This is a genomic window from Thermocrinis albus DSM 14484, from assembly GCF_000025605.1.
GTDB lineage: Bacteria > Aquificota > Aquificia > Aquificales > Aquificaceae > Thermocrinis > Thermocrinis albus.
Genome location: NC_013894.1, coordinates 940,269 through 961,930 on the forward strand (window position 1 = coordinate 940,269; position 21,662 = coordinate 961,930).

Here is a 21,662-nt window from a genome sequence, read left to right on the forward strand (position 1 = left end):
GCATGCTGGATGTAGAGAGAGTTATCGCATCGGTGGAACAGGTTATCAAGGGGAAAAGGGATGTGATACTAAACTCCCTTGTGTGCTTTCTGTCAGGTGGTCATCTTCTTTTGGAGGATGTTCCTGGAGTAGGTAAGACCACACTGGCGCTGGCTCTGGCCAAAAGCCTTGGCCTTTCCTTCGCACGGATACAGTTTACCAGTGACCTTCTCCCCAGTGACATACTGGGGATAAATGTATACGACCAGTCTAAGAGGAGTTTTGTATTCAAGCACGGCCCAATATTTCACAACATCCTTCTGGCAGATGAGATAAACAGAGCTACACCCAAAACGCAGAGCGCCCTGTTGGAAGCTATGGCGGAGGGTAAGGTGTCAGTAGACGGTGTAACCTACGAACTACCCAAACCATTCTTTGTAATAGCCACTCAGAACCCTCTGGAACAACACGGTACATTCCCTCTCCCTGAGTCCCAGTTAGATAGATTCAGTATGTGCCTGTCAATAGGCTATCCGGACCCAGAGACGGAAGCACTGATTCTCAGAGGTGAGAACTTGTTACATAAGTTGGAAAGACTACAACCTGTGGTAAGATTACAGGACATTCTCTCCACCATGGAGCATATCTCACGTTTCTATGTGTCTCAGGAGGTTGCCAAGCTGGCAGTAGAGATAGCCACAGAGACGAGAAACCATCCTAACGTGATAATGGGAGTTTCTACAAGAGGTCTGGTCCATCTGATAAGTTGTGCCAAAGCGCTTGCTTTCATAAGAGGAAGGGACTTTGTGGTACCTGAGGATGTGATAGACCTGGCACCTGTCTGTCTGTCTCACCGTATAGTGGTGAGGGAAGGATCAGACGGAAGAACGGTGATGGAAGAGATCCTACAGAGGATACGCCGCAAACAGGTTTATACTTAAAGATTATGGAGTTTCCTAAACTTAGACCCAGAAGACTCAGGCTCAAGGAAAACATAAGGAGCCTTGTACGGGAAACAGTCATCACCTTAGATGACCTGATATACCCCATCTTCGTAAGGTATGGAGAAAACATAGTGGAAGAAGTACCATCCATGCCAGGAGTTTTTAGATACTCGGTAGACAAGGTGGCAGATGCCGTCAAGGAAGTGAGAGATCTTGGTATAAAGGCCGTTATCCTCTTTGGTATACCAGAGCACAAGGATGAGGTAGGTTCCGATACATGGAGCAACGAAGGGATAATCCAGAGGGCACTGAGAGTTATAAAGAAGGAAGTACCTGAGATGTACGTGATAACGGATGTATGCTTCTGTGAGTATACTACCCACGGTCACTGTGGCGTTCTGAAGGGAGACACAGTGGACAACGATCTGACCTTAGAGAACCTGAAGAAACAGGCGGTATCTCATGCCGAAAACGGGGCAGATATGCTGGCTCCCTCCGGTATGATGGACGGTATGGTGAGGGCCATAAGGTCGGCACTGGACGAAGCAGGATACACCCATATACCCATAATGGCATACTCCGCCAAGTTTGCCTCCGCCTTCTACGGTCCCTTCAGAGAGGCAGCTGAGTCTGCACCCGCTTTTGGAGACAGGAGAAGCTACCAGATGGATCCTGCTAACGCAAGAGAAGCCCTCAAAGAGGTAATCCTGGATGTTACAGAAGGAGCAGACATCGTTATGGTAAAGCCTGCCCTCGCTTACCTAGACATCATATACAGAGTACGCCAGATGACATTACTACCGGTATGTGCCTACAACGTGAGTGGTGAGTACTCCCTCATAAAGGCTGCAGGAAAGATGGGGTGGGTAGATGAGAGGAAAGTCATGTGGGAAGTCCTCACCTCCATAAAGCGTGCAGGCGCCGACATGATAATTACGTACTTCGCCAAGGAAGTAGCACAAGACATCATCAAAGGTCGGTTACCTTACTGATCAAAACCACCAGAAAGTAAAGAAGGCTCACCCAAGCGTTAACGGTAAAGAAAGCTCTGTTGAGATGGGAAAGATCTGACTCCTTTACGAGAGAGTGCTCGTACACAAGGAGAAGAGCTATAAAAAATAGACCCACCACATAAAGAAAACCAAAGAAATCCACCAACAGAACAAGAAGTAAGAGAGACAGGAAGGTACCTATGTGCAAAAGTCGTGCTACTTTGAGAGCTTTACCTATGCCGTACTTTACAGCTAGAGATTTGACACCGTACTGGCGATCAAAATCATAATCCTGAAGAGAGTAGAGGATATCAAATCCTGACACCCATAGGGCCATAGCTGTTCCTAAAACTAAAGCTGTCCAAGACACGCGGGTGTTGAGGGCCACGTCTACAGCTACAGGTATGAGAAAGTACACAAGACCTAAAACAAAATGAGGATAGTAAGTTACCCTCTTGGCATAAGGATAGAACCACAAAAGGAAGAGAACGAAAGGAGAAAGAAAGAAGGCCAACCAGTTGATCATGAGAGAAGAGAGCACGAAAACCAAGGAAGAAACCAGAGCTATCTGTCTTATCTCCTGCTCCTTCACATGACCTGTAGCGTGGGGCCAGATAGATGTACGTGGGTTAGCTTTGTCTATAGGTAGATCTATCCATCTGTTGAAGGCCATGCCTGCCGTTCTTGCGGCCACAAAAGCCACCAGCAGCCAGAACATCTTTCCAAAAGGAGGTGTTTCTTGGTAAAGGATTACTACGGAGGAGAGAAGAAAGGGCAGGGCAAAGAAGGTGTGCTCCAACTTCAGAAGCTTAGCGTAAAGACTCAGCTTATCCATCTTTAAATATCAAATATCACCTCCGCCACATAGCTACCATCTTCCTTCTCCAATCGGAGACGATGATAGGTAGCCGCTTTGATAACAAGGCGTGACTCATTCTTCGCAGGGTCAAATCTGCCACCTTTCAGTTTTACCCTCAGTAGGTGTTCCTTAAGCTCTAAAACATGACACTCTTTAGCTACAAAGCCTTTAGATTCATGTAGCACAAGAGCCTCGTTGATAATGTCAGCCAGCGAGTAAGGCAGTGAAGACCTTACTTCCAAGATATACTCTTCCTCAGGCTCTATGACCTCTATGTTGGTTATCTCGTTGAAGGTGGCCAGTATGGCCTTACAAATCACCTCCTCCACACTGGATCCCCTCACCCTTATACCGGCATCGGCGGTTATGTCATCTATGCTCTCGTAGAAGCTCACAGGCCCAGGACCTCCATCATACTGTAGAAGCCCGGTTTTTGGGAGGCTATCCAGCGGCAGGCTTCTATTGCTCCCCGTGCAAATATATCCCGTGATGTGGCTCTGTGGATGAGCTCAAGCCTCTCCCCGTTTCCTATAAAGAAAACAGTATGCTCACCTACCACATCACCACCACGCAGAGCCATGACACCCACCTCTTCACCCCTCGGAGCTATACCTTCCCTACCTGACACCAATTTAACATCTCCTAGCTCATTTCTTATTACTTCGGCCAAACGTAGAGCTGTACCACTGGGAGCATCTTTCTTATATCTGTGATGTATTTCCAGTATCTCCACATCAAAACCCTTTTCTTTGAGAACTTTAGTGGCCAGTTCCACCAGCTTGATGAGTAGGTTAACCCCCAAGCTCATGTTGGGAGACACCAAAACAGGTATATCCTTGGACAACTCGCGAAGATCCTCAAGATGGGACCTTTCTAAGCCGGTGGTTCCTATAACAACACCTTTTCCGTAAGCAGCCGCAAGGCGCGCGTGTCCAACAGCTGCTTCAGGATTGCCGGAAAAATCCAACACCACCTGACCCAACCCTATCACTTCCTCCAGTCTACTGGTAAGAGGTACTCCCGTAAACTCCCTTATACCCGATGCTTGTCCTAGGTCGGTAGATGAAAGACAGTCAGGATGTTCTACCCCCGCCACCACTCTTACATCTTGGTACTCTAAGGAAAGCCGCAGAATGGCTTTACCCATCCTACCGAGAGCACCACAGAGAACAACCTCAGTCATTCCTCTTCCTCACCCCATATCATATCTTCCAGTTCCTCCACAGCTTCCTCCGCTTGGTCAGGTGGAACCACGGACGGATATATGGCCACCTGAACACCCTCCGTGAAGAGGAAACGGGAAAGGATCTCCTGGAGCTTCTCTAACTCTTCCGGACTAAGATCCGTTCTTATACTCTCCTCTATGGGCTTACTGGTGAAGAAAAAACCTACCAAACTGAAAGGCACAGCGTAAACTTGTTCTTCCATGACCTTCTCCTTAACCTTTGTTGAAAAGATAGTATAACACAGAGTGGTATCTGCTGAAAATCATATTGAAACACACCAAGAAGCATATATTTTCCTTTACTCATAACACGTAAGAAGGAGGTCAGAGATGCTAAGAGCTGAGTGGGTGGAAAGGAGAAAGAAACTCGGTAACAGAACTCAGATGCACCTCGCCAGACAGGGGATTATAACAGAAGAGATGCGCTATGTAGCAAAGAGGGAAGGTTTACATCCGGAGTTTGTCAGACAGGAAGTGGCCAGGGGAAGGATGATAATACCTGCTAACATAAACCACTTACACCTTGAACCTATGTGTATAGGCATCAACTCCCGCGTTAAGGTGAATGCCAACATAGGTAACTCCGGACTGGCTTCTGACATTCCTACAGAGATAGAGAAGGTGAAGGTGGCCATAAAGTACGGTGCTGACACCATAATGGATCTTTCCACAGGTGAAGCCATAAGGGAGACAAGAGAAGCTGTGATAAGGGAAAGTACCGTACCTGTGGGAACTGTACCCATATACGAAGCCTACAAGATAGTGAAGGGAAGGATAAAGGAGATGACAGTAGATCTCATACTGGATGTGATAGAGGAACAGGCAAAACAGGGTGTGTCCTACATGACAATACACGCAGGTATCCTCAGAGAGTTCCTACCTATGGTCCAACACAGGGTTATGGGAATAGTTTCAAGAGGCGGCGCCATAATGGCCCAGTGGATGATAGAACACGGTAAGCAGAACCCCCTCTACGAACACTTTGATAAGATATGCGAGATATTTAAAAAGTACGATGTGTCCTTCTCCTTAGGTGATGCCCTAAGACCCGGAGCCATAGCGGATGCTTCCGACGACGCCCAGCTGGCAGAACTTAAGGTACTAGGAGAGCTCACAGAGAGAGCCTGGAAACACGATGTACAGGTTATGGTGGAAGGCCCCGGACACGTTCCCATGGACCAGATAGAGTTCAACATGAAACTTCAGCAGAAGATATGCCACGAAGCCCCCTTCTACGTGTTGGGTCCTCTGGTGATAGACGTGGCACCTGGATACGATCACATAGCTTCCGCCATAGGTGCAGCCATAGCGGGGTGGCACGGAGCAGCCATGTTGTGCTATGTGACACCTAAGGAACACCTCGGCCTTCCCAACATAGAGGACGTAAAACAAGGTGTGATAGCTTACAAGATAGCGGCTCACGCCGCCGATGTGGCCAAAAACTGGCCTGGCGCCAGAGACTGGGACTTGGAGATGTCTAAAGCGCGCTTTGCCTTTGACTGGAACAGACAGTTCGAACTGGCTATAGATCCAGAAACAGCAAGAGCGTATCACGATGAGACCTTACCCCAAGAGGCCTACAAGACTGCCAAGTTCTGCTCTATGTGTGGTCCCGAGTTCTGTGCCTACAGGATATCTCAGAATGTGACGGAAAAGATGGAGGAAGTTCTCACACAGGACAACTGGATAGCTCCTTAAATGTTATAATTTCTGTGTGAAGGTTCTTGTAGTAGGCAACGGTGGAAGAGAACACGCTATAGCGTGGAAGATACTTCAGAGTGATCTGAGGCCTATTCTTTACAGCGCAAGGGGGAACGCCGGTATATGGAAAATAGCCACCAAGGTGGATTTAGATCCCACCGATGTGGAGGGAATAGTTCGTTTTGCGGTGAAGGAGAAGATAGACTTTGTGGTGATAGGTCCCGAAGCACCGTTAGTAGAGGGTCTGGTGGATGCTTTGGAGAGGGAGGGTGTGCCGGCCTTTGGACCCAACAGAATAGCCGCCCAACTGGAAGGTAGTAAGGTATTTGCCAAGAACTTTATGGCCAAGTATGGCGTACCTACGGCTAACTTTGAGGTTTTTGATGATCCACAGAAAGCGAAGCGTTTTGTGGAAGATGTGTCAGCACCTCTTGTGATAAAAGCTGATGGTTTAGCCAGTGGCAAAGGAGCTATCGTATGCAGGACCAGACAGGAGGCCATAAAAGCCATAGACCTCCTCATGATAAGAAAGGTCTTCGGTAAAGCAGGAGAGAGGATAGTGGTAGAAGAGTTTCTGGAAGGAGAGGAAGCATCTTATATAGTTATGGTGAACGGAGACAGATACATCCCGCTACCCACCACTCAGGACCATAAGAGACTACTGGACAATGATGAAGGACCCAACACAGGAGGTATGGGAGCTTACTCTCCAAATCCTTTTATAACGAAGGAGATGGAGGAGAGAATAAAGAAAGAGATTATAGAGAGAACCTTAGAGGGTTTGAAGAGAGAGGGGATATACTTCAGAGGTTTCTTGTATGCGGGACTTATGCTCACCTCGGAAGGCCCCAAGGTCCTTGAGTTCAACGTCAGATTAGGTGATCCCGAAGCTCAGGCCATTCTCCTGAGGTGGAAGAGCGACATGCTGAGAGATCTTTTAGACTTTTATCAAGGGAAGGACGTGACACTGAAAGTAAAGGACTGTCACAGTATCTGTGTAGTTATTGCCAGCAAAGGTTATCCAGAAAGCTGGGAGAAAGGTAAAGTGATAGAAGGCCTGGAGACGGTGGAAGAGGATGTGGTGATCTTCCACGCAGGTACCAATGAGCTGGAAGGCAAAACAGTTACCTGGGGTGGCAGGGTTCTCAACGTGTGCGCCTGTGAAAAGGATCTCACCTTAGCCAAAGAGAAAGTATACAACGCTATACAAAAGATAAAATTTGAAGGGATGCAGTACAGGAGAGACATAGGTGACAGGGCCATCAAGTTTTATCAGAAGCTTTCAAAAACCTCCTCTCGTATATGATCAACAGGGAAAACATAGTGGAGAATATCATAGGTCCGATAAAAAGACCTACAAAACCGAAGGCTGCCAATCCACCTAAGGTGGAGAAGAAAAGAACTACATAAGGTAAAGGTACACCAAACTTCATGATGAAGGGGCGTAGGAAGTTATCCAGAGAGGATATTACCAAGAAACTGTAGATGAGTAGGGAAATACCTTCCGTCATCTTACCCTGTAGCAACAGGTAGACAGAGGATGGAAACCATACAGAAGCGGTACCAAAGGGAGGAACAAAGGATGCGAAGAAGGTAGCTACACCTAACAGTACAGCGTAGTCAAAACCTGCCACATAGTATCCCACGAAGGAAAGAATACCCTGGAGGACAGCCACACCCACAGTACCGTACACGGTGGCCAAAATAGTCCTGTAGACAGTGTAAAGAATCATATCCGTGTCATGGGGATCTATAGGGAGAAATCTTTTGGCGAAGTCCAGAAATCTGTCACCATCCCGCAGAAGGAAGAATAGGGTTATCAAGAAGACAAAGGACTTGAAAAGGATAACACCCGAAGTACCTATAAGAGAGCTTATCCACTGTAAAAGCCACTGGCTTACCCTCTGAACACCCGATATAAATACATCCCTCACTTGCTGAGTACCCAGATAATCCAGCCACTGCTGGACAGTGGAAAAGAGAGGATGACCTTTCAGAAGGCTTATCAGTTCTTCGTAGGTATGGTTTTGGGCAAAGCTTACAAGGTAATTGACCATGTGTAGTGTTTGTTCCACCAGCATAAAACCTAGGAAGGAAACAGGTATGACTATAAGGAGAAGGGTCAAAACTACCAGCAGGAAAGCTGACAGGAAGCGTGATTTAACGTATCTCCTCAGGAGATGGTTAAGGGGATGCAAAGCCAGTGTGAAGACCACCGCCCAAAGCACAGGGACTATAAAGGGCCTGATTATGTAAAGAACCAGCATCAAGAAAAGAAAGGTAAGAACCAGTATAAAGTAAGAGACGATCTTTTCTCTCTCCATCCTTTTTCTTTTCTTCTCCCTTTATCTATTTTATCTCTATAGATAATAATAATAGGGGGTGTGAGAATAATTCTCATTTGTAGAAAAATGAAGGTTTTTCGTGAACTTAGCCTTAGAGAATTTCACACTCTATTCACACCCCCTCTTTCTTCTCTTTGATTCTGTAGGATTTCCTTTCATGAAAATTGTAACGAGATTTCGTAAACTTATGAAGTGTATTCACATCTCTCACACCCTTCGATATAACTTCACGAAAATGCTGGATTTTTCCTCGTGCGAAAAATGAAGATTTTACGGTGAGTTATCTTTGAGGATGTGAAAACTGCATAAGTTTGCGATATTACGTCATTTTCTTTTGTGAAAATCTTTGTTGGAAAGTGGTAGCAATTTCGCCAACTTATGTAGAGGGAGATGAAGGAGGGTCACAGGGGTGTGAATGGATGTGAATGGGGATGTGAAATTCTCGCCTTCTAAGTTGCAGAAATCGCGTCACTTTTCTTGGGGATGTGAATGAGGAGGGAGGTGTTTCTTTATTGTCTCCCATATAGCTATGGCACCTGCGGAGGAGACATTTAAGGAGGTTATTTTCCCTCCCATAGGTATGGATACGATGAGATCTGCTATTTCCATCACGCTTTTGGAGACACCCTCACCTTCGGATCCAAGTACCAGAGCACAGGGAAGAGGTATATCCACCTGTCTTATATCTTTCCCTCCCCTCTCCACCACCACTATCCACCCTCCCACTCTCTTAAAGTTTTCCAGAGATCTCCTAAGACTAGATACACGTGACAGTAGGAGGTGAAAAACAGCACCTGATGAAGCCTTTATCACAGTCTGGTTTATAGGACATGACCTGTCTTTAGGTAGTAGAGCACCTACACCACCCAGTACCTCGCATGTTCTTAATAGGTTTCCTACGTTCTGGGGATCTGTGAGATGATCCAACACTAACAGAAAGCTTCCCCTTTCTAACGTTTTACGGAAAAGTTCCTCCTCCTTCACATAATGGACAGGACTGAGAATAGCTAATACACCTTGAGTTTTCTTTGTGCCAGCCAGCTCCTCTATCTTTTTCCTAGGCACTTTTTGAAGTTTTATGTTTTTCTCCTTACAGAGTTTAACCAGCTGGTGGGGTGGATGAGAGTCGTGAGCTACCAGCACCTTTTCCACACTCCTGCCGGATCTTATGGCCTCTAAAACGGGATTTCTTCCGTAAATAATCAATTTTGTCATGCCTTTACTAAGAGCACTACACAGAAACACGCCACACTGTCATCTTTACAGAAACCTTCCCTCGTTTTTCCTTTCACCGACACACGACACGGATCCAATTCCATCAACTGAGCTATGTTTTCCTCTATGAGTTTTCTATAGGGAGCTATACGAGGTTCGTCCGCCACCACCGTGCAGTCCACGTTCATTATCATATACCCCTTTTCTTTCACCCTTTTTAGGGCCTCCATTAGGAATACTCTAGAATCAGCTCCCTTCCACATAGGATCTGTGTCAGGAAAAAGTTGACCTATGTCAGGTTCTTTACAGGCAGACAGCAGAGCATCTGTGAGGGCGTGTAGTAGCACATCCCCATCGGAATGTCCCTTCAAACCTTTCGGGTAATCTATCTTGACCCCCCCCAACTTTAGTTCTAACCCTTCCTCCAATCTGTGGCCATCAAAGCCTAAACCTATCCTTATATCTTCAATCATGGCTCTCCTTTACTTTGTAGTAGAAGACCAAAACAGCTATAACCACGGCAACAGCTATACCAAACATGAGGGTCTCCAGAGCATTTTTCCATTCCACCAGCTTCTTTGTAAAAGTTATGGCCAGTATCAGAACGATGACACTGCTGAGTTTTGCCTTTAAGTTATCTATATTTCCTATTTTAAGCCATTCAGGCACGTTGAGCTTATCTACGAAGAGTTCATATAATCCCACAGCGAAGATATACAGAACAACGGAAAGAAGGTGAATGTCCATTATAGATATGAATTTTGTGGAAAGATAGGTGGTATCCCTCATGGTAGGGTCTGTTATAGCTTTGTAAAGGGTCTCCACGAGCAAGAAGACCCCATACATGCCCAGAAAAACCGCACCTACAAAGAGACTGAGGGAAGGCAAAAGTGCTATGCTCTTACCGTTCTCAAGAAGTTTCCTCCACATCTCCCAACTCCTTAAGTTTTATTATCATACTCTTTCTGTACTCTTCTTTGAACTTATGGGACCAGAAAGCCACTTTCAAGATACCAGCCTGGTACTTTATCCACACCTTTCTATGAACAGTGTAAAAGGCCAAGATCAGACCTAAAACCAGTAGGGCTGATCCTGTCCATATGACCCACATGCCGGGACTGTAAGTTATTTGAAAACCGCTGAAGAACCTAGGTTTGAACTCTTCCATAAAGAAGATGTAAGGAAAGTCCTTCAGTTGTGGTATCTGGCTGTAAGCAAATATGGTGAGTTCAGGGGAGTATATGACGGGGACGTCATAGCTACGGTGATCTTTGATGACTTTCAGAATAATGGCAGGTTTAAATTCACCGTTGAACCCTGCCTGTTCGTTCTCTATGTTGAGGGTAGATCTATCTATAGAGAGGAGCATTCCTCTAAAATCTCCCACCTGCCCTGCCTTTAGCTTAACGGTGCCTAAGAAGGCTGTCTGGGGATCCCTTTCCTGGAAAAGCTTTTGGCGATCGTAAACTGTGAGGAGAACCTCTCCCGCTTCGCCTGTAAGACCATAAGAGGCCTGAAATATGCGGTAAGGTCCGTACCTAAAGGGATTGTTTACGGCTGTTATACCCTGAGCTACTACCTGTCCTCCTTGCACTATCTTTATGTTACTTTCATAACTGGCCACCGCATCCTTTATACTGGGATCGCCTCTAAAGACCCTTCCCTCTCTTTTTGCTTCCTCTTCGTAGGTTACTATGTGAAAGCTTTCTAAATGTATCTGGAAGGGGAGTTTTAAAACTTTATCTTTTCCGGGAATAACCAGCCTGTCTTCTCTTGAACCTTCGGCCACAGTAAGGTTACCTCTTACACCCATGAGGGCATCTAAAAGTCCACCTGCCATGATAACAAGAAGGGCTATATGTACCACAAACACACCTAACCGAGAGAATCTACCTTTTTCGCCATACAGATACAGGGTGTTCTCTTCCTTATTAACGAAAACTTTAAAACCTTCCTTTTTCACAAATTTTACCAGCATATCTTCAGTTATATCGGTTTTCGGATATACCAGAAGAGGTCTCATATGCCTTTCCATTTTTTCATCCAGTTTTAAGAACCTTTCTTTTCCAAAAGAGTGTTTCCACACAGATGGAAGTCTCTTTATAGAACAGACAGTAAGATTTATGGCCAGCAAAACTATAAGAAGTATGTAATACCACGAATGAAAAACGTCATTAAGCCAAAGTTTCCATATCCATAGACCTATATCCGCTCCGTATCTGTCTAGGTAGAACCCTATAGGTTGGTTCTGTTGTATATATGTGGAACCCAGCATGGAAACTATGCCTATAGTGAGCATAAGAAAAATGGCAAGTTTTAGAGAAGCAAAAAAGTCATACAGAAATCCAAGAATGTTTCCTTGCTTTTTGTAATCTTTCAAAAGATCTCTTATCGCTGCAAAAGTAACATTAGCAGAGGCTACAAGGAACAGGGATAAAGCTAAAAGTAGAACAAAGTAATACATATAACCTCTTTCTTCCATATGGAACACACCTACCACAACAGTGCCCACCAGAAATAGAAAGGACAGAACGAAGAAGGGAAAACCTTTCAAAACCTAACCTCCTTATATTTGTCTACCACCACTCTCCTTATACTTTCAAGGAGTTTCTTGTCTTTTATTTCTACAGTAGGTTCTGGGAGCTGTACAAAGTAGCCTCCGTTCTTAGCCTCAAAAAGCTTAACACCTCTTATAACAAGAATGTTCTCCAACTCCACATCTGCAAACCCTAACAACCTGGGTCTTCTGAAGGATAAGGGAAAAGGGTAAAATTTAATCAGCTTCACCTCGTATTGTTTGTCTCTGGAGTTTTCCATACTTTTCAAGGGCCAGCCTCCTACGAAGCCCACTCAACCTGTCTATGAAGGTTATTCCGTTGAGATGATCCAGCTCGTGCTGAAAAACTATAGCAGGGAAACCTTCCAGCTGGTACTCTTTTTCTTCTCCAGAAAGGTCCAGAGCTCTAAACCTCACCTTACTGTACCTTGTCACTTCCACCGAAAGGCCTGGAAAGGACAAACAGCCCTCCCTGTAGGTTATATGCCCTTCCGCTTCTATGAGTTGTGGGTTTATGAGAACCAGCTTCACGGGTGGGGATTCTCTTTTAGGTGTTGTGTCTATAACCATTATGCGTAGAGGCTCTCCTATCTGGTTGGCAGCGAGTCCTACGCCTTCCTCCGCGTACATGGTATCCCACATATCCTGTACTAGCTTAAGTATCTCACTGTCTATAACGTCCACCTTTAGAGTTGGTTGCTTGAGAAGGGGATGAGGGTACTTCAGTACAGATCTCACCATGGCTATCAATAATAAATGAGTCTTCTTATGTCGTCAATGTTGTGGATCACCATAAAGAGTCTTTCCAGTCCTATGGAGCAGCCCGCACAGGGTGGCATACTCTCCATAGCTTTGATGAGTTCTTCATCTACAGGAAGATCCCTACCTCTGCTGAAGGTTTCCATCCTCTGCCTGATAATGGTGGGATCCGTCTCCTCCGTCCAGCCGTTGGCTATCTCCACACCCTTTATGTAAAGTTCGAATCTTTCTGCATAACCGTCTTTCACCTTGGAGTATATGGCAAGCCTTTGGGGAAACTTTACCAAGAAGGTGGGTTTCTCCTGCCCTAAGTGTTTTTCTACGTCTATGTATACTCTGTAAAACAGAGCTTCCCAATCCTCCTGCATATCAAACTCGTATCCGTATGCCATAAGGTTGTTCTTAAATATCTCTTCCTCTTCAGAAAGGATAACACCCGCATATTCTTCAAAGGCCTCCTCTACCGTTACGGTCTCGTAATCTCCACTCAGTCCAAGGTACTTCAAAAGATCCACTATGTCCTGTATGAGGAGGTTGTAATCGGCATTTATCCTATACCACTCTAGCATGGTAAACTCAGGGTGATGGAACCTTCCCCACTCACCGTTTCTAAAAACCTTGCATATCTGGAAAATGTCTTTTTTCTCCTTAGAAAGGATCTTTTTCATAGCGTGCTCGGGTGATGTGTGGAGCCACATTTTCTTTTTTCCTTCCTTCTCCTTCACCAAAACTTCCATAGGTTCCACATTGGGATCTAAGTTGGGATACTGCTGAAGTATCGGAGTGTGAACCTCCAGAAAACCTCTCTCTTTAAAAAAACTTCTGACCTTATCTATAAACTTGGACCATTGGGATATCATCTGGAGTATTATAAACTATTTTGTCTTGGGGAGGGTGACGGGACTCGAACCCGCGACCCGTGGATCCACAGTCCACTGCTCTACCAGCTGAGCTACACCCTCCTTCTGTAAAAATAATTATATGCATACCCTATCTTTAAGTAAAGGTCTTGTCTTTCTGTTCTTTGTTCTTGCCTTTCTATCATTGCTGCCTAACCTAAACACGTATGCCCTCCGCAACGAGGAAAGTAGACGGTTAGAGATAGCCTTTGAAATGTACAGTAGTGGAAATTACATGCAGCCTACCTTTATGGGGGAGTTGTACTTTAATAAACCACCTCTCTTTAACTGGTTGATAATCTTTGCTAGCAATCTTGTAGGATGGGGAGAGTTAACACCTCGGGTGGTGAGTGTTTTCTTCCTCTTCCTTACCTGCCTATCCACTGGGTTTTTTACCTATTACCTTTTTAGAAAGCTTGATTTATCTCTCCTTGCTTCTCTTGTATTTCTCACTTTCGGTAATGTTCTTTTCTTTTACGGATACCTCGGTGAGATAGATATGACCTTTACCTTCTTTGTGTCAGCCTTCATATTCATCCTTTATGTATCCCTCGATAAGCCTTATCTCTTTCCTTTGGCAGGATTCCTTGGAGGGTTAAGTTTCCTTCTTAAGGGATTTCCTGCCTTTGGCTTTTTCTTTCTTACCCTCTTTTCACTTCTGTTACAGAGAAAAGATCTAAGACCTGCCATTAGTCTGTGGTCTTTTTCAGCGTACTTTCTTCTTTTTGTGATACCCTTCCTTTGGCTCTTTGCCACTCCGTACCCCACTAAGTACCTAACTGCCCTCATTTCAGAAAGTAGTTCACGCTTTGAAGCCCAAAGAAGTTTGCTACATTACGCTTCTTTCTTCTTGATTTTTTTCAAGGATCTTCTTCCTCACTCTCTTCTGTTGTTGGTTGCTCTGATTACTCTCTTTAAAAAGAAGGAGCTCAGCTTACCTCACACCATTAGTTCCCTTTTATATGTTCTGTTTTTTAACCTTCTGCCATACTTGATAGCTCTATCCGGAGGAAGATATCTACTTCCCCTCTATCCTATAATGGCTGTTGTTGTGTCTTACTACTATCAGATAGCTTTAGAAAAGGGAAGATTCGCAAAGCTGTTTTACGTTTCTATGGTTTTTGTAATTTTTCTCAGGTTAGCCTACGGTCTTTTCTACTTTCCCTACTATTCGAGCAGAGATGAATCTGAGAAAGTGATAGCTTATAAGCTTTATAAGGCTATTCCTTCTTCTACAGAGGTGGCGTGTGAATGTCCTCAAAGACATGGAGTGTGTGCCTATATCTCCCTCATGACAGGTAAACCTACCAAACGCATCATTTACGTACCTAACGCCAAGGCAGTCATCGTATGTCCCGAAGGGAAACCATCACTCCTTCTTAGATAGTTGGAATGGGATCTTGAGGACTTTTCTCTCTTTTCCTATACTGTACTGGATTACCAAGGTAAGGTTATCCCCGCTCTGTACGTGTGGAAAGTACACAAAACCTTCCGTCCATTGGTTTGGTGGTAGGCTCCCGTATCGGAAAGCCTTGTTTACCACATCAGGATACACAAACCTTCTCGGTTCGTAGTAAGGATACCAACCTATCCCCCACCAGAAGGGATAGGCATAGTAACCGTAACCCAACGATACAGAGAAGGTGGTGGAGTAAGAGACGTAAACTTCCGATGGAGGGATGGGTTTTATCTGCCTGTCACCCGCCAGTATATAAACGCCATCGGAGGCTACCTCCAGTGTATCCTGAGAGGAGTTCTTCACCTTTATAAACACCGGCAAGTAGTATCTCGTAAGGTCACTGGGAGAATAACGCCAGGAGCCGAAGGATACTTCCCACTGGGTCTTCCCATCTTGGTACAAGGCTCTGCTGTCCTGTATCTGCAAACCTTCGGAAGGTAAAGGTAGATAGGTGTATCTTACCGCACATCCCCAAGTAAGGAGAGAAAAGGCGGCTACAATAAGAGGACCTCTCACCCTTCTCATGCTTCGTTATAATTTAAGTCTTATGCTGGAAAAACCTCTCATATTAGGTGGGGAACGCAGAAGTACAGGCAAATGGCTGGATGTTGTATATCCTTACACCGGTGAGGTGATAGGTAGGGCTTCCTTGGCCTCTGAGGAGGATGTTCACACTGCGGTAGAAAGAGCGATAGAAGGCCATAAACAGATGGCCTCTCTTACTCCTTACGAAAGATATAGGATCCTCATGAAAGCTGCTCAGCTTCTGGAAGAGAGAGCTGAAGTCTTTGCCAGAACTCTGGTACTGGAAGTAGGGAAGACTATAAGGGAAGCGCGGACGGAGGTACAGAGGGCTCTGCAAACTCTCATCTTTTCGGCGGAAGAGGCAAAGAGAATAGGGGGTGAAGTTATACCTTTGGACGCGCATCCTAACGGAAAGGGTAAGGTGGGTTTCTACATAAGGGAGCCAGTAGGTATAGTGGGTGCTATAACTCCCTTCAACTTTCCCCTCAACCTTTCCATGCATAAGGTGGCACCGGCTCTGGCCGCTGGGAACGCTGTGATTTTGAAGCCTTCTGAGAGGACTCCCCTGACACCCATAATGCTGGGAGAGCTTCTTCTTGAGGCTGGTGTCCCTCCTATGGCTATATCAGTACTTCCTGGTTTCGGTGATGTAGGTAAGGCCATAAGTACCCATCCTCAGATAAGGGTTATATCTTTCACAGGAAGCAGGAAGGTGGGGGACATTATAACAAGACAGGCCGGTATTAAAAAGGTGGTTTTGGAACTGGGATCTAACTCAGCCGTGGTAGTTCATAAAGATGGTGATATAACGAAAGCTGTTCAGAAGGTTATAGCTGGAGGTTACGCTATAGCCGGTCAGGTGTGCATCTCTGTTCAGAGAGTTTTTGTACACGAGGAGGTTTACGAAAAGTTTCTTATGGAACTGACATCTCAGGTGGAGAAGCTGAAAGTGGGAGACCCTATGGATGAAAGTACGGACGTGGGACCTATGATAAGCGTTTCGGAAGTGGAGAGAATTCAAAGCTGGATAGACGAAGCTGTCAGTATGGGTGCCCAGTTGGTAACTGGTGGTGTTTCCTGCGGTGATAAGGTAGCCAGCATCCTTACCCCTACCGTGGTGAGTTTGGTACCATCCAACGCCAAGCTGTTCAGGGAGGAGGCCTTTGCTCCCGTAGTGGTGGTTAATCCTTACAGGGAGGTGGATGAAGCTATAAGTATGGTAAACGATTCTGACTACGGTCTTCAAGTTGGTGTGTTTACGAGAGATATAAAAGTGGCGTGGGAGTTTATAAGAGGTGTCCAGGCCGGTGGAGTTCTCATCAACGAAGGACCCAACTTTAGAGCCGATCACATGCCCTACGGAGGTGTAAAACAGTCCGGCATAGGAAGGGAGGGACCACGCTTTGCTATAGAGGACTACACGGAGGTAAAGATGGTTATATTTGATCTCAGTTGAGGTATGCCATGTCAGATGTAAGTTTTCTGATAGCCTTCAGTGCCGGTCTTCTGTCCTTTCTCTCACCTTGTGTACTACCCATAATTCCCGGTTACATATCTTACCTTTCGGGTATGGGTGGTACTGGAAGAGCAGGTCGTGTAGTTCTCTCCGCTTTTTTCTTTGTTCTTGGTTTCACTGTGGTATTTACTCTCATGGGTGCAAGCGCCACCTTCGTAGGCCAGCTACTGAGAGATTATCAACTATACATAGCGCGTCTGGGTGGTGGTCTTGTGGTGTTCTTTGGATTTCACTTTGCCGGTCTTTTCCTCAGAGAGAACTTTATGAGAGAGTTTGGTGCCATCATGGCCTTCACAGTGGCCCTCTACACCTTTGGAGTTTTGAGTCAGAGGACCTTTATGGATGTGTTGGGTGTGCTCCTTGTGGTCTTAGCTCTCTATCTTCTTAACGTACACCAGAAACTTTATCAGCAGATGAGGTTAGAAAGTAAGGGACAGCTTCCTATAGTGGGTTCCTTCTTGGTGGGTGTTGCCTTTGCATCGGGTTGGACTCCCTGTATTGGTCCCGTCCTGGGTACAATTCTCCTCTACGCGTCTCAACAAGAAACAGCAAGGCAAGGTGCCTTGCTTCTCCTCTCCTACTCCATGGGTTTAGGAGTGCCTTTCATACTGGCCGGACTTTTCCTTTCTGCTTTTTTGGGGTTTGTCAGGCGTTTCAGCAAGTTCTTTAGGTGGGTGGAGATAGTGGGTGGTGTCCTGTTGGTGACGATAGGGCTTCTGTTGGCTACCGGGAAACTGGCTGTTCTGTCCGGTGTGCTACAATGAGGGTTGCACTGGTAGATTACGGTATGGGAAACTTGCTAAGTGTAAGAAAGGCTCTTCAGGTGGTGGGTCTTGAAGTTGTTCAGACATCAGATCCTGACTTTCTGCCAGAGGCCGATGCTATAGTTCTTCCTGGTGTAGGAGCTTTTAGGGATGCTGTTAGAAACCTTAAGGCCAGTGGTATCTGGGACCAACTCAAGAAACAGATAGAGGAAGGGAAACCCTTCTTGGGAATTTGCTTAGGACTACAGCTTCTCTTTGAGAGAAGTTATGAGTTTGGAGAGGAGGAGGGTCTAGGAGTACTGAGGGGAGAGGTGGTTTTACTACCTCACACTGTGCGTGTACCCCACATAGGTTGGAACCAGATATTCAGAAAAAAAGACTCTCCGGTACTGGAGGGTGTACCAGATGGTGCTTACCTTTACTTTGTCCATTCCTACCACGTGGTACCTAAGGACCCATCCTGTATCCTCACTGTTACCGACTATGGTATAGACTTTGTATCTTCGGTAGAATGGGAGAACGTTCTGGCGGTGCAGTTTCATCCCGAAAAGAGTCAGAAGATGGGTTTAAGGATCCTGAAAAACTGGGCGAAGAGGATAATGGATGGCTAAACTCTGCATAGCTCTTGACACTCACATAGAGAAGGCTCTGTCCCTGATAGAAGCTCTTGCAGGACTTCCTATAGTTTTTAAGGTAGGACCTTCCATGATTCTGGATCATCACAGAAGGGTTGTAGATGCCGTAAAGGAGAGAGGTTTCGAGCTTTTTTTAGATTTAAAACTTCACGATATTCCCAACACTGTGGCTTTAGCTGTGGAATCTGCCGAGAGATTAAGTGCCGATTATCTCACCCTTCATCTTTCCTCTGGATACGAGGCTCTGAAAGCCGCCGTTGAGGTAAGAAGAAAGATAAAACTGCTAGGTGTTGCTCTTCTTACAAGTCTAGATGAAGATTTCCTTAGGGATGTGGGGGTGTGCCTTCCCAAAGATGAGTACTTTACAAAACTCATGGATGTAGGAATAAAAGCTGGTATAGATGGTTTTGTATGCTCAGTTTACGAACTACCTATAGTGAAGGAGAGAGGTTTCATGGCGGTGGTGCCGGGCGTAAGGGTTGAGGGTGACCCTACCGATGACCAAAAAAGGGTGGCTACGCTAAGGGAGGCTGTGGAGGGTAAAGCGGATATGGTGGTTGTAGGTAGAAGCATTCTGAGGGCAGAGGACCCAATCAAACGCGTGGAAGAAATCTTACACCTCTTGACGAAAGATTAATTGAGAATTATTATCATCTACACTAAGGAGGTAAAAGAGCTATGGAAAAAGTTTACATCTTTGATACTACTTTGAGAGACGGAGAACAGGCACCGGGGTTTTCCATGACTTCGGAAGAAAAACTCCAGATGGCCCTCCAGTTGGCGCGCTTGGGTGTAGATGTTCTGGAAGCTGGGTTTGCCGCAGCTTCTAAAGGTGATTACGAAGCTGTGAAACTTATAGCTCAGGAGGTTAAAGGTCCTGTTATATGTTCTCTCGCTAGAGCTCTTGAGAAAGACATAGATCTTGCTGCGGAAGCTTTGGCACCTGCTGAAAGGAAAAGGATACACACCTTCATAGCTACATCCGAGATACACATGCGCTACAAACTGAGGATGTCTCCCCAAGATGTGTTGGAGAGGGCAAAGAGAGCTGTGTCTTATGCCAGAAGGTACACGGATGATGTAGAGTTTTCGTGTGAAGATGCCACAAGAAGTCAGAGGGAGTTTCTCTACCGAGTCATAGAGGAGGCCATAAAGGCCGGAGCTACCGTCATCAATATACCTGACACGGTGGGTTATTCCGTACCAGAGGAGTTTGCCCAGCTCATAGAGGACATAAGAAACAATGTCCCTAATATAGACAAGGTCATAATAAGTGTTCACTGTCACGACGATCTTGGGTTGGCTGTAGCTAACTCCCTCATGGCTGTTAAACATGGTGCCAGACAGGTGGAGTGCACCATAAACGGTATAGGAGAGAGAGCAGGAAACGCCGCTCTGGAAGAGGTGGTTATGGCTCTTAAAGTGAGAAAGGACTTCTTTGGAGATCTTTATACTTCCATCAACACCAAAGAGATATATAAGACCAGTAGACTCCTGTGTCGCATAACCGGTAGCTTTGTACAGCCCAATAAGGCCATAGTAGGTGACAACGCTTTCTCTCACGAATCTGGCATACACCAGCACGGAGTGTTGTCTAATCCCCTCACCTATGAGATAATGAATCCGGAAGATGTAGGATTTCCCTCCAGCAGGATAATTCTCGGAAAGCATTCAGGACGCCACGCCCTTAAGAAGAAACTGCAGCAGATGGGCATAGAAGTATCCGAAGCCGAGTTGGAGAGGATCTTTGAGAAGTTTAAAGAACTGGCCGATAAGAAGAAGGAGATATACGACGAAGATTTGGAAGCGTTGGTGTATGAGGAAGTTATGAAACTACCTGACGATCAACCTGTCTCCGTCTTGCACTATCAGGTACAGACGGGGGACAAACTTCTTCCTACCGCTACCGTTGTTATACGGTATATGGGTCAGGAAAGGACAGCCACCGCAACAGGAAACGGTCCGGTGGATGCTGTTATAAAGGCCATACAGAAAGCTCTGGACCTTGACACTAAACTTCTGGATTTCTCCATAAAAGCTCTCACCCCCAACACAGACGCACAGGCTGAGGCTAGACTGGTTATAGAGCTGGACGGTGTTAGGTCTTCCGGTAGGGGTGTGGATGTGGACATTATAAAAGCCAGTGTGGTGGGTTTTGTGGACGCCGTTAACAGAGCGCTTCTGAGGAAGAGCTACATCCTATCTAAGGATCGTATAAGGGAGGAGGGGACCGTTTGAGTTTTTATTACCCTCAGGCCAGAGCCCTCCTCCACCCAGCCTATCCGCCATACGTCCACTCCCAGATCTCTTGCTCTCTCCTCCACAAGGAGCGCTCTGTCTTCTGGTACCGTAAACAGTAATCCGCCCGATGTTACAGGATCTGTCAACAGAAGCAGTTCCCACCATTGAAGATGTGGGGCGTTCAGCTGATCCTTCACAAACTGGTAGTTATCCACAGCACCTTTCGGATACACCTTCTGCTGCACTAGGTAGTAGGCCACTTCGTACACGGGAACGGAGGAAGCGTCTATGGTGAGTCTCACTCCCGACTTGCGGGATATGTTCAAGGCATGTCCCAGTAAACCGAATCCCGTAACGTCAGTACAGGCTGTTGCACCCAATTCCTTAGCAAGTTTGCTGGCCGTATAGTTAAGCTTTAGCATGTTTTCTATCACGTGACTTACCTTTTCCTCCTTCAGTACTCTCTCCTTTATGCCCTTCACCACTATACCTGTCCCGATGGGCTTCGTGAGAAAAAGGATATCCTTAGGTCTTGCTCCCTTCTGTGTCAGGAAAGTTCCATCAGGACACACGCCTGTGACCGCAAGTCCAAACTTTGGTTCTCTGTCGTCCAAAGTGTGTCCTCCTAGTAGAACAGTGCCGGCTTCTTCCAACTTTTTGCATGCACCTTTGAGAACTTCCTTAAGAATATCTATGCTCATCTCACAACTGTTGAAACCTACTATTGCCAAGGCCGTCAGTGGATAGCATCCCATAGCGTAGACGTCACTCAGAGAGTTGGCAGCACTTATAGCTCCCCAAAGGTAAGGATCGTTAACCACGGGCGTTATAATGTCCACTGTGTGCACCAACACACTATCGCCGTATCGGTACACCCCTGCGTCGTCACCTATACCCAGTAGTGTGTTGGGGTCCGTGTATATCTGCAGATCGCTGACCAGTGCTTCTAGGTCCCCCGGACCTACCTTAGCAGCTCAACCTGATGCTCGCACCAACCTCAACAGCTCCATGGTAGAACCTCCGTGTTTTTCCTTATAATTTTCTCAA

24 protein-coding genes and 1 tRNA gene are annotated in these 21,662 nt (G+C 45.9%); 10 read left to right on the forward strand and 15 right to left on the reverse strand.

All coding sequences use genetic code 11. From position 1 onward, the window contains the following. Positions 1-2: 2 nt before the first annotated feature. Both THAL_RS05110 and hemB read left to right on the forward strand, forming a co-directional pair. Positions 3-920 carry an AAA family ATPase gene (locus tag THAL_RS05110; RefSeq protein WP_012992041.1) on the forward strand — a complete coding sequence of 306 codons (918 nt, stop codon included), beginning with the start codon at positions 3-5 and terminating at the stop codon, positions 918-920. Positions 921-925: 5 nt separating this feature from the next. Further along, positions 926-1,915: a porphobilinogen synthase gene (gene hemB, locus THAL_RS05115; protein WP_012992042.1), complete on the forward strand. Its 990-nt coding sequence runs from the start codon at positions 926-928 to the stop codon at positions 1,913-1,915. Here hemB and THAL_RS05120 read toward each other — a convergent pair. Genes THAL_RS05120 through THAL_RS05135 form a run of 4 tightly spaced genes read right to left on the reverse strand, consistent with a single transcriptional unit; the run spans position 1,893 to position 4,202 of the window. Beyond that, complete coding sequence (locus THAL_RS05120) at positions 1,893-2,750, reverse strand: UbiA-like polyprenyltransferase (RefSeq protein ID WP_012992043.1); 858 nt, start codon at positions 2,748-2,750, stop codon at positions 1,893-1,895. The genes hemB and THAL_RS05120 overlap by 23 nt on opposite strands. Before the next feature lie 2 nt (positions 2,751-2,752). Continuing rightward, a complete protein-coding gene (locus THAL_RS05125) occupies positions 2,753-3,169 on the reverse strand; it encodes an archease (protein ID WP_012992044.1) in 417 nt (138 codons plus the stop codon). Further along, on the reverse strand, positions 3,166-3,957 hold the full coding sequence (dapB, locus tag THAL_RS05130) for a 4-hydroxy-tetrahydrodipicolinate reductase (RefSeq protein ID WP_012992045.1): 792 nt from the start codon (positions 3,955-3,957) through the stop codon (positions 3,166-3,168). Before dapB ends, THAL_RS05125 begins: the two co-directional genes overlap by 4 nt. After that, positions 3,954-4,202 (reverse strand): hypothetical protein, encoded by a 249-nt coding sequence (locus tag THAL_RS05135; RefSeq protein WP_012992046.1) that lies wholly within the window; start codon positions 4,200-4,202, stop codon positions 3,954-3,956. Before THAL_RS05135 ends, dapB begins: the two co-directional genes overlap by 4 nt. Positions 4,203-4,329: 127 nt before the next feature. On the opposite strand from THAL_RS05135, the gene thiC reads away from it, so the two are divergent. Both thiC and purD read left to right on the forward strand, forming a co-directional pair. Then, positions 4,330-5,697 (forward strand): phosphomethylpyrimidine synthase ThiC, encoded by a 1,368-nt coding sequence (gene thiC / locus THAL_RS05140; RefSeq protein ID WP_012992047.1) that lies wholly within the window; start codon positions 4,330-4,332, stop codon positions 5,695-5,697. A gap of 16 nt (positions 5,698-5,713) precedes the next feature. Continuing rightward, positions 5,714-7,006, forward strand: coding sequence for a phosphoribosylamine--glycine ligase (gene purD, locus THAL_RS05145; RefSeq protein WP_012992048.1), 1,293 nt, complete (start codon positions 5,714-5,716; stop codon positions 7,004-7,006). Here the strand turns inward: purD and THAL_RS05150 are convergent. From THAL_RS05150 to THAL_RS05190, 9 genes are all read right to left on the reverse strand, one after another. Beyond that, positions 6,963-8,024: an AI-2E family transporter gene (locus THAL_RS05150; RefSeq protein WP_012992049.1), complete on the reverse strand. Its 1,062-nt coding sequence runs from the start codon at positions 8,022-8,024 to the stop codon at positions 6,963-6,965. The genes purD and THAL_RS05150 overlap by 44 nt on opposite strands. 489 nt (positions 8,025-8,513) lie before the next feature. After that, complete coding sequence (gene rlmB, locus THAL_RS05155; RefSeq protein WP_012992050.1) at positions 8,514-9,260, reverse strand: 23S rRNA (guanosine(2251)-2'-O)-methyltransferase RlmB; 747 nt, start codon at positions 9,258-9,260, stop codon at positions 8,514-8,516. Continuing rightward, entirely contained in the window at positions 9,257-9,733 is a 477-nt protein-coding gene (gene ispF, locus THAL_RS05160) for a 2-C-methyl-D-erythritol 2,4-cyclodiphosphate synthase (RefSeq protein ID WP_012992051.1), read from the reverse strand. Before ispF ends, rlmB begins: the two co-directional genes overlap by 4 nt. Next, positions 9,726-10,190, reverse strand: a complete 465-nt coding sequence (locus tag THAL_RS05165; RefSeq protein ID WP_012992052.1) for a YqhA family protein — start codon at positions 10,188-10,190, stop codon at positions 9,726-9,728. Before THAL_RS05165 ends, ispF begins: the two co-directional genes overlap by 8 nt. Then, positions 10,171-11,814, reverse strand: coding sequence for a cytochrome c biogenesis protein ResB (resB, locus tag THAL_RS05170; protein ID WP_012992053.1), 1,644 nt, complete (start codon positions 11,812-11,814; stop codon positions 10,171-10,173). The genes THAL_RS05165 and resB overlap by 20 nt, the downstream gene beginning before the upstream one ends. After that, positions 11,811-12,047, reverse strand: a complete 237-nt coding sequence (locus THAL_RS05175; protein ID WP_245522230.1) for a SpoVG family protein — start codon at positions 12,045-12,047, stop codon at positions 11,811-11,813. The genes resB and THAL_RS05175 overlap by 4 nt, the downstream gene beginning before the upstream one ends. Next, the gene (gene def, locus THAL_RS05180) at positions 12,034-12,558 is read right to left on the reverse strand and encodes a peptide deformylase (RefSeq protein WP_012992055.1); all 525 of its coding nucleotides are present in this window, start codon (positions 12,556-12,558) and stop codon (positions 12,034-12,036) included. The genes THAL_RS05175 and def overlap by 14 nt, the downstream gene beginning before the upstream one ends. A gap of 5 nt (positions 12,559-12,563) precedes the next feature. Continuing rightward, complete coding sequence (gene epmA / locus THAL_RS05185; RefSeq protein ID WP_012992056.1) at positions 12,564-13,436, reverse strand: elongation factor P--(R)-beta-lysine ligase; 873 nt, start codon at positions 13,434-13,436, stop codon at positions 12,564-12,566. 26 nt (positions 13,437-13,462) lie between these two features. Beyond that, positions 13,463-13,538, reverse strand: a tRNA-His gene (locus THAL_RS05190). A 19-nt stretch (positions 13,539-13,557) separates the two neighbouring features. Here THAL_RS05190 and THAL_RS05195 point away from each other — a divergent pair. Further along, positions 13,558-14,862 (forward strand): ArnT family glycosyltransferase, encoded by a 1,305-nt coding sequence (locus tag THAL_RS05195; protein WP_012992057.1) that lies wholly within the window; start codon positions 13,558-13,560, stop codon positions 14,860-14,862. Here THAL_RS05195 and THAL_RS05200 read toward each other — a convergent pair. Then, positions 14,845-15,459, reverse strand: a complete 615-nt coding sequence (locus THAL_RS05200; protein WP_012992058.1) for a hypothetical protein — start codon at positions 15,457-15,459, stop codon at positions 14,845-14,847. The two genes, THAL_RS05195 and THAL_RS05200, sit on opposite strands and share 18 nt — an antisense overlap. Before the next feature lie 22 nt (positions 15,460-15,481). Here THAL_RS05200 and THAL_RS05205 point away from each other — a divergent pair, with 22 nt between their 5' ends. Genes THAL_RS05205 through leuA form a run of 5 tightly spaced genes read left to right on the forward strand, consistent with a single transcriptional unit; the run spans position 15,482 to position 20,612 of the window. Beyond that, complete coding sequence (locus THAL_RS05205; protein ID WP_012992059.1) at positions 15,482-16,915, forward strand: aldehyde dehydrogenase family protein; 1,434 nt, start codon at positions 15,482-15,484, stop codon at positions 16,913-16,915. 8 nt (positions 16,916-16,923) lie between these two features. Further along, on the forward strand, positions 16,924-17,739 hold the full coding sequence (locus THAL_RS05210) for a cytochrome c biogenesis CcdA family protein (RefSeq protein WP_012992060.1): 816 nt from the start codon (positions 16,924-16,926) through the stop codon (positions 17,737-17,739). Further along, complete coding sequence (hisH, locus tag THAL_RS05215) at positions 17,736-18,350, forward strand: imidazole glycerol phosphate synthase subunit HisH (protein WP_012992061.1); 615 nt, start codon at positions 17,736-17,738, stop codon at positions 18,348-18,350. Before THAL_RS05210 ends, hisH begins: the two co-directional genes overlap by 4 nt. Next, positions 18,343-19,011, forward strand: a complete 669-nt coding sequence (gene pyrF, locus THAL_RS05220) for an orotidine-5'-phosphate decarboxylase (protein ID WP_012992062.1) — start codon at positions 18,343-18,345, stop codon at positions 19,009-19,011. The genes hisH and pyrF overlap by 8 nt, the downstream gene beginning before the upstream one ends. Positions 19,012-19,052: 41 nt before the next feature. Then, entirely contained in the window at positions 19,053-20,612 is a 1,560-nt protein-coding gene (leuA, locus tag THAL_RS05225) for a 2-isopropylmalate synthase (protein WP_012992063.1), read from the forward strand. Here leuA and selD read toward each other — a convergent pair. Then, positions 20,567-21,625: a selenide, water dikinase SelD gene (gene selD, locus THAL_RS05230; RefSeq protein WP_012992064.1), complete on the reverse strand. Its 1,059-nt coding sequence runs from the start codon at positions 21,623-21,625 to the stop codon at positions 20,567-20,569. The genes leuA and selD overlap by 46 nt on opposite strands. Between the last annotated feature and the right edge of the window lie 37 nt (positions 21,626-21,662).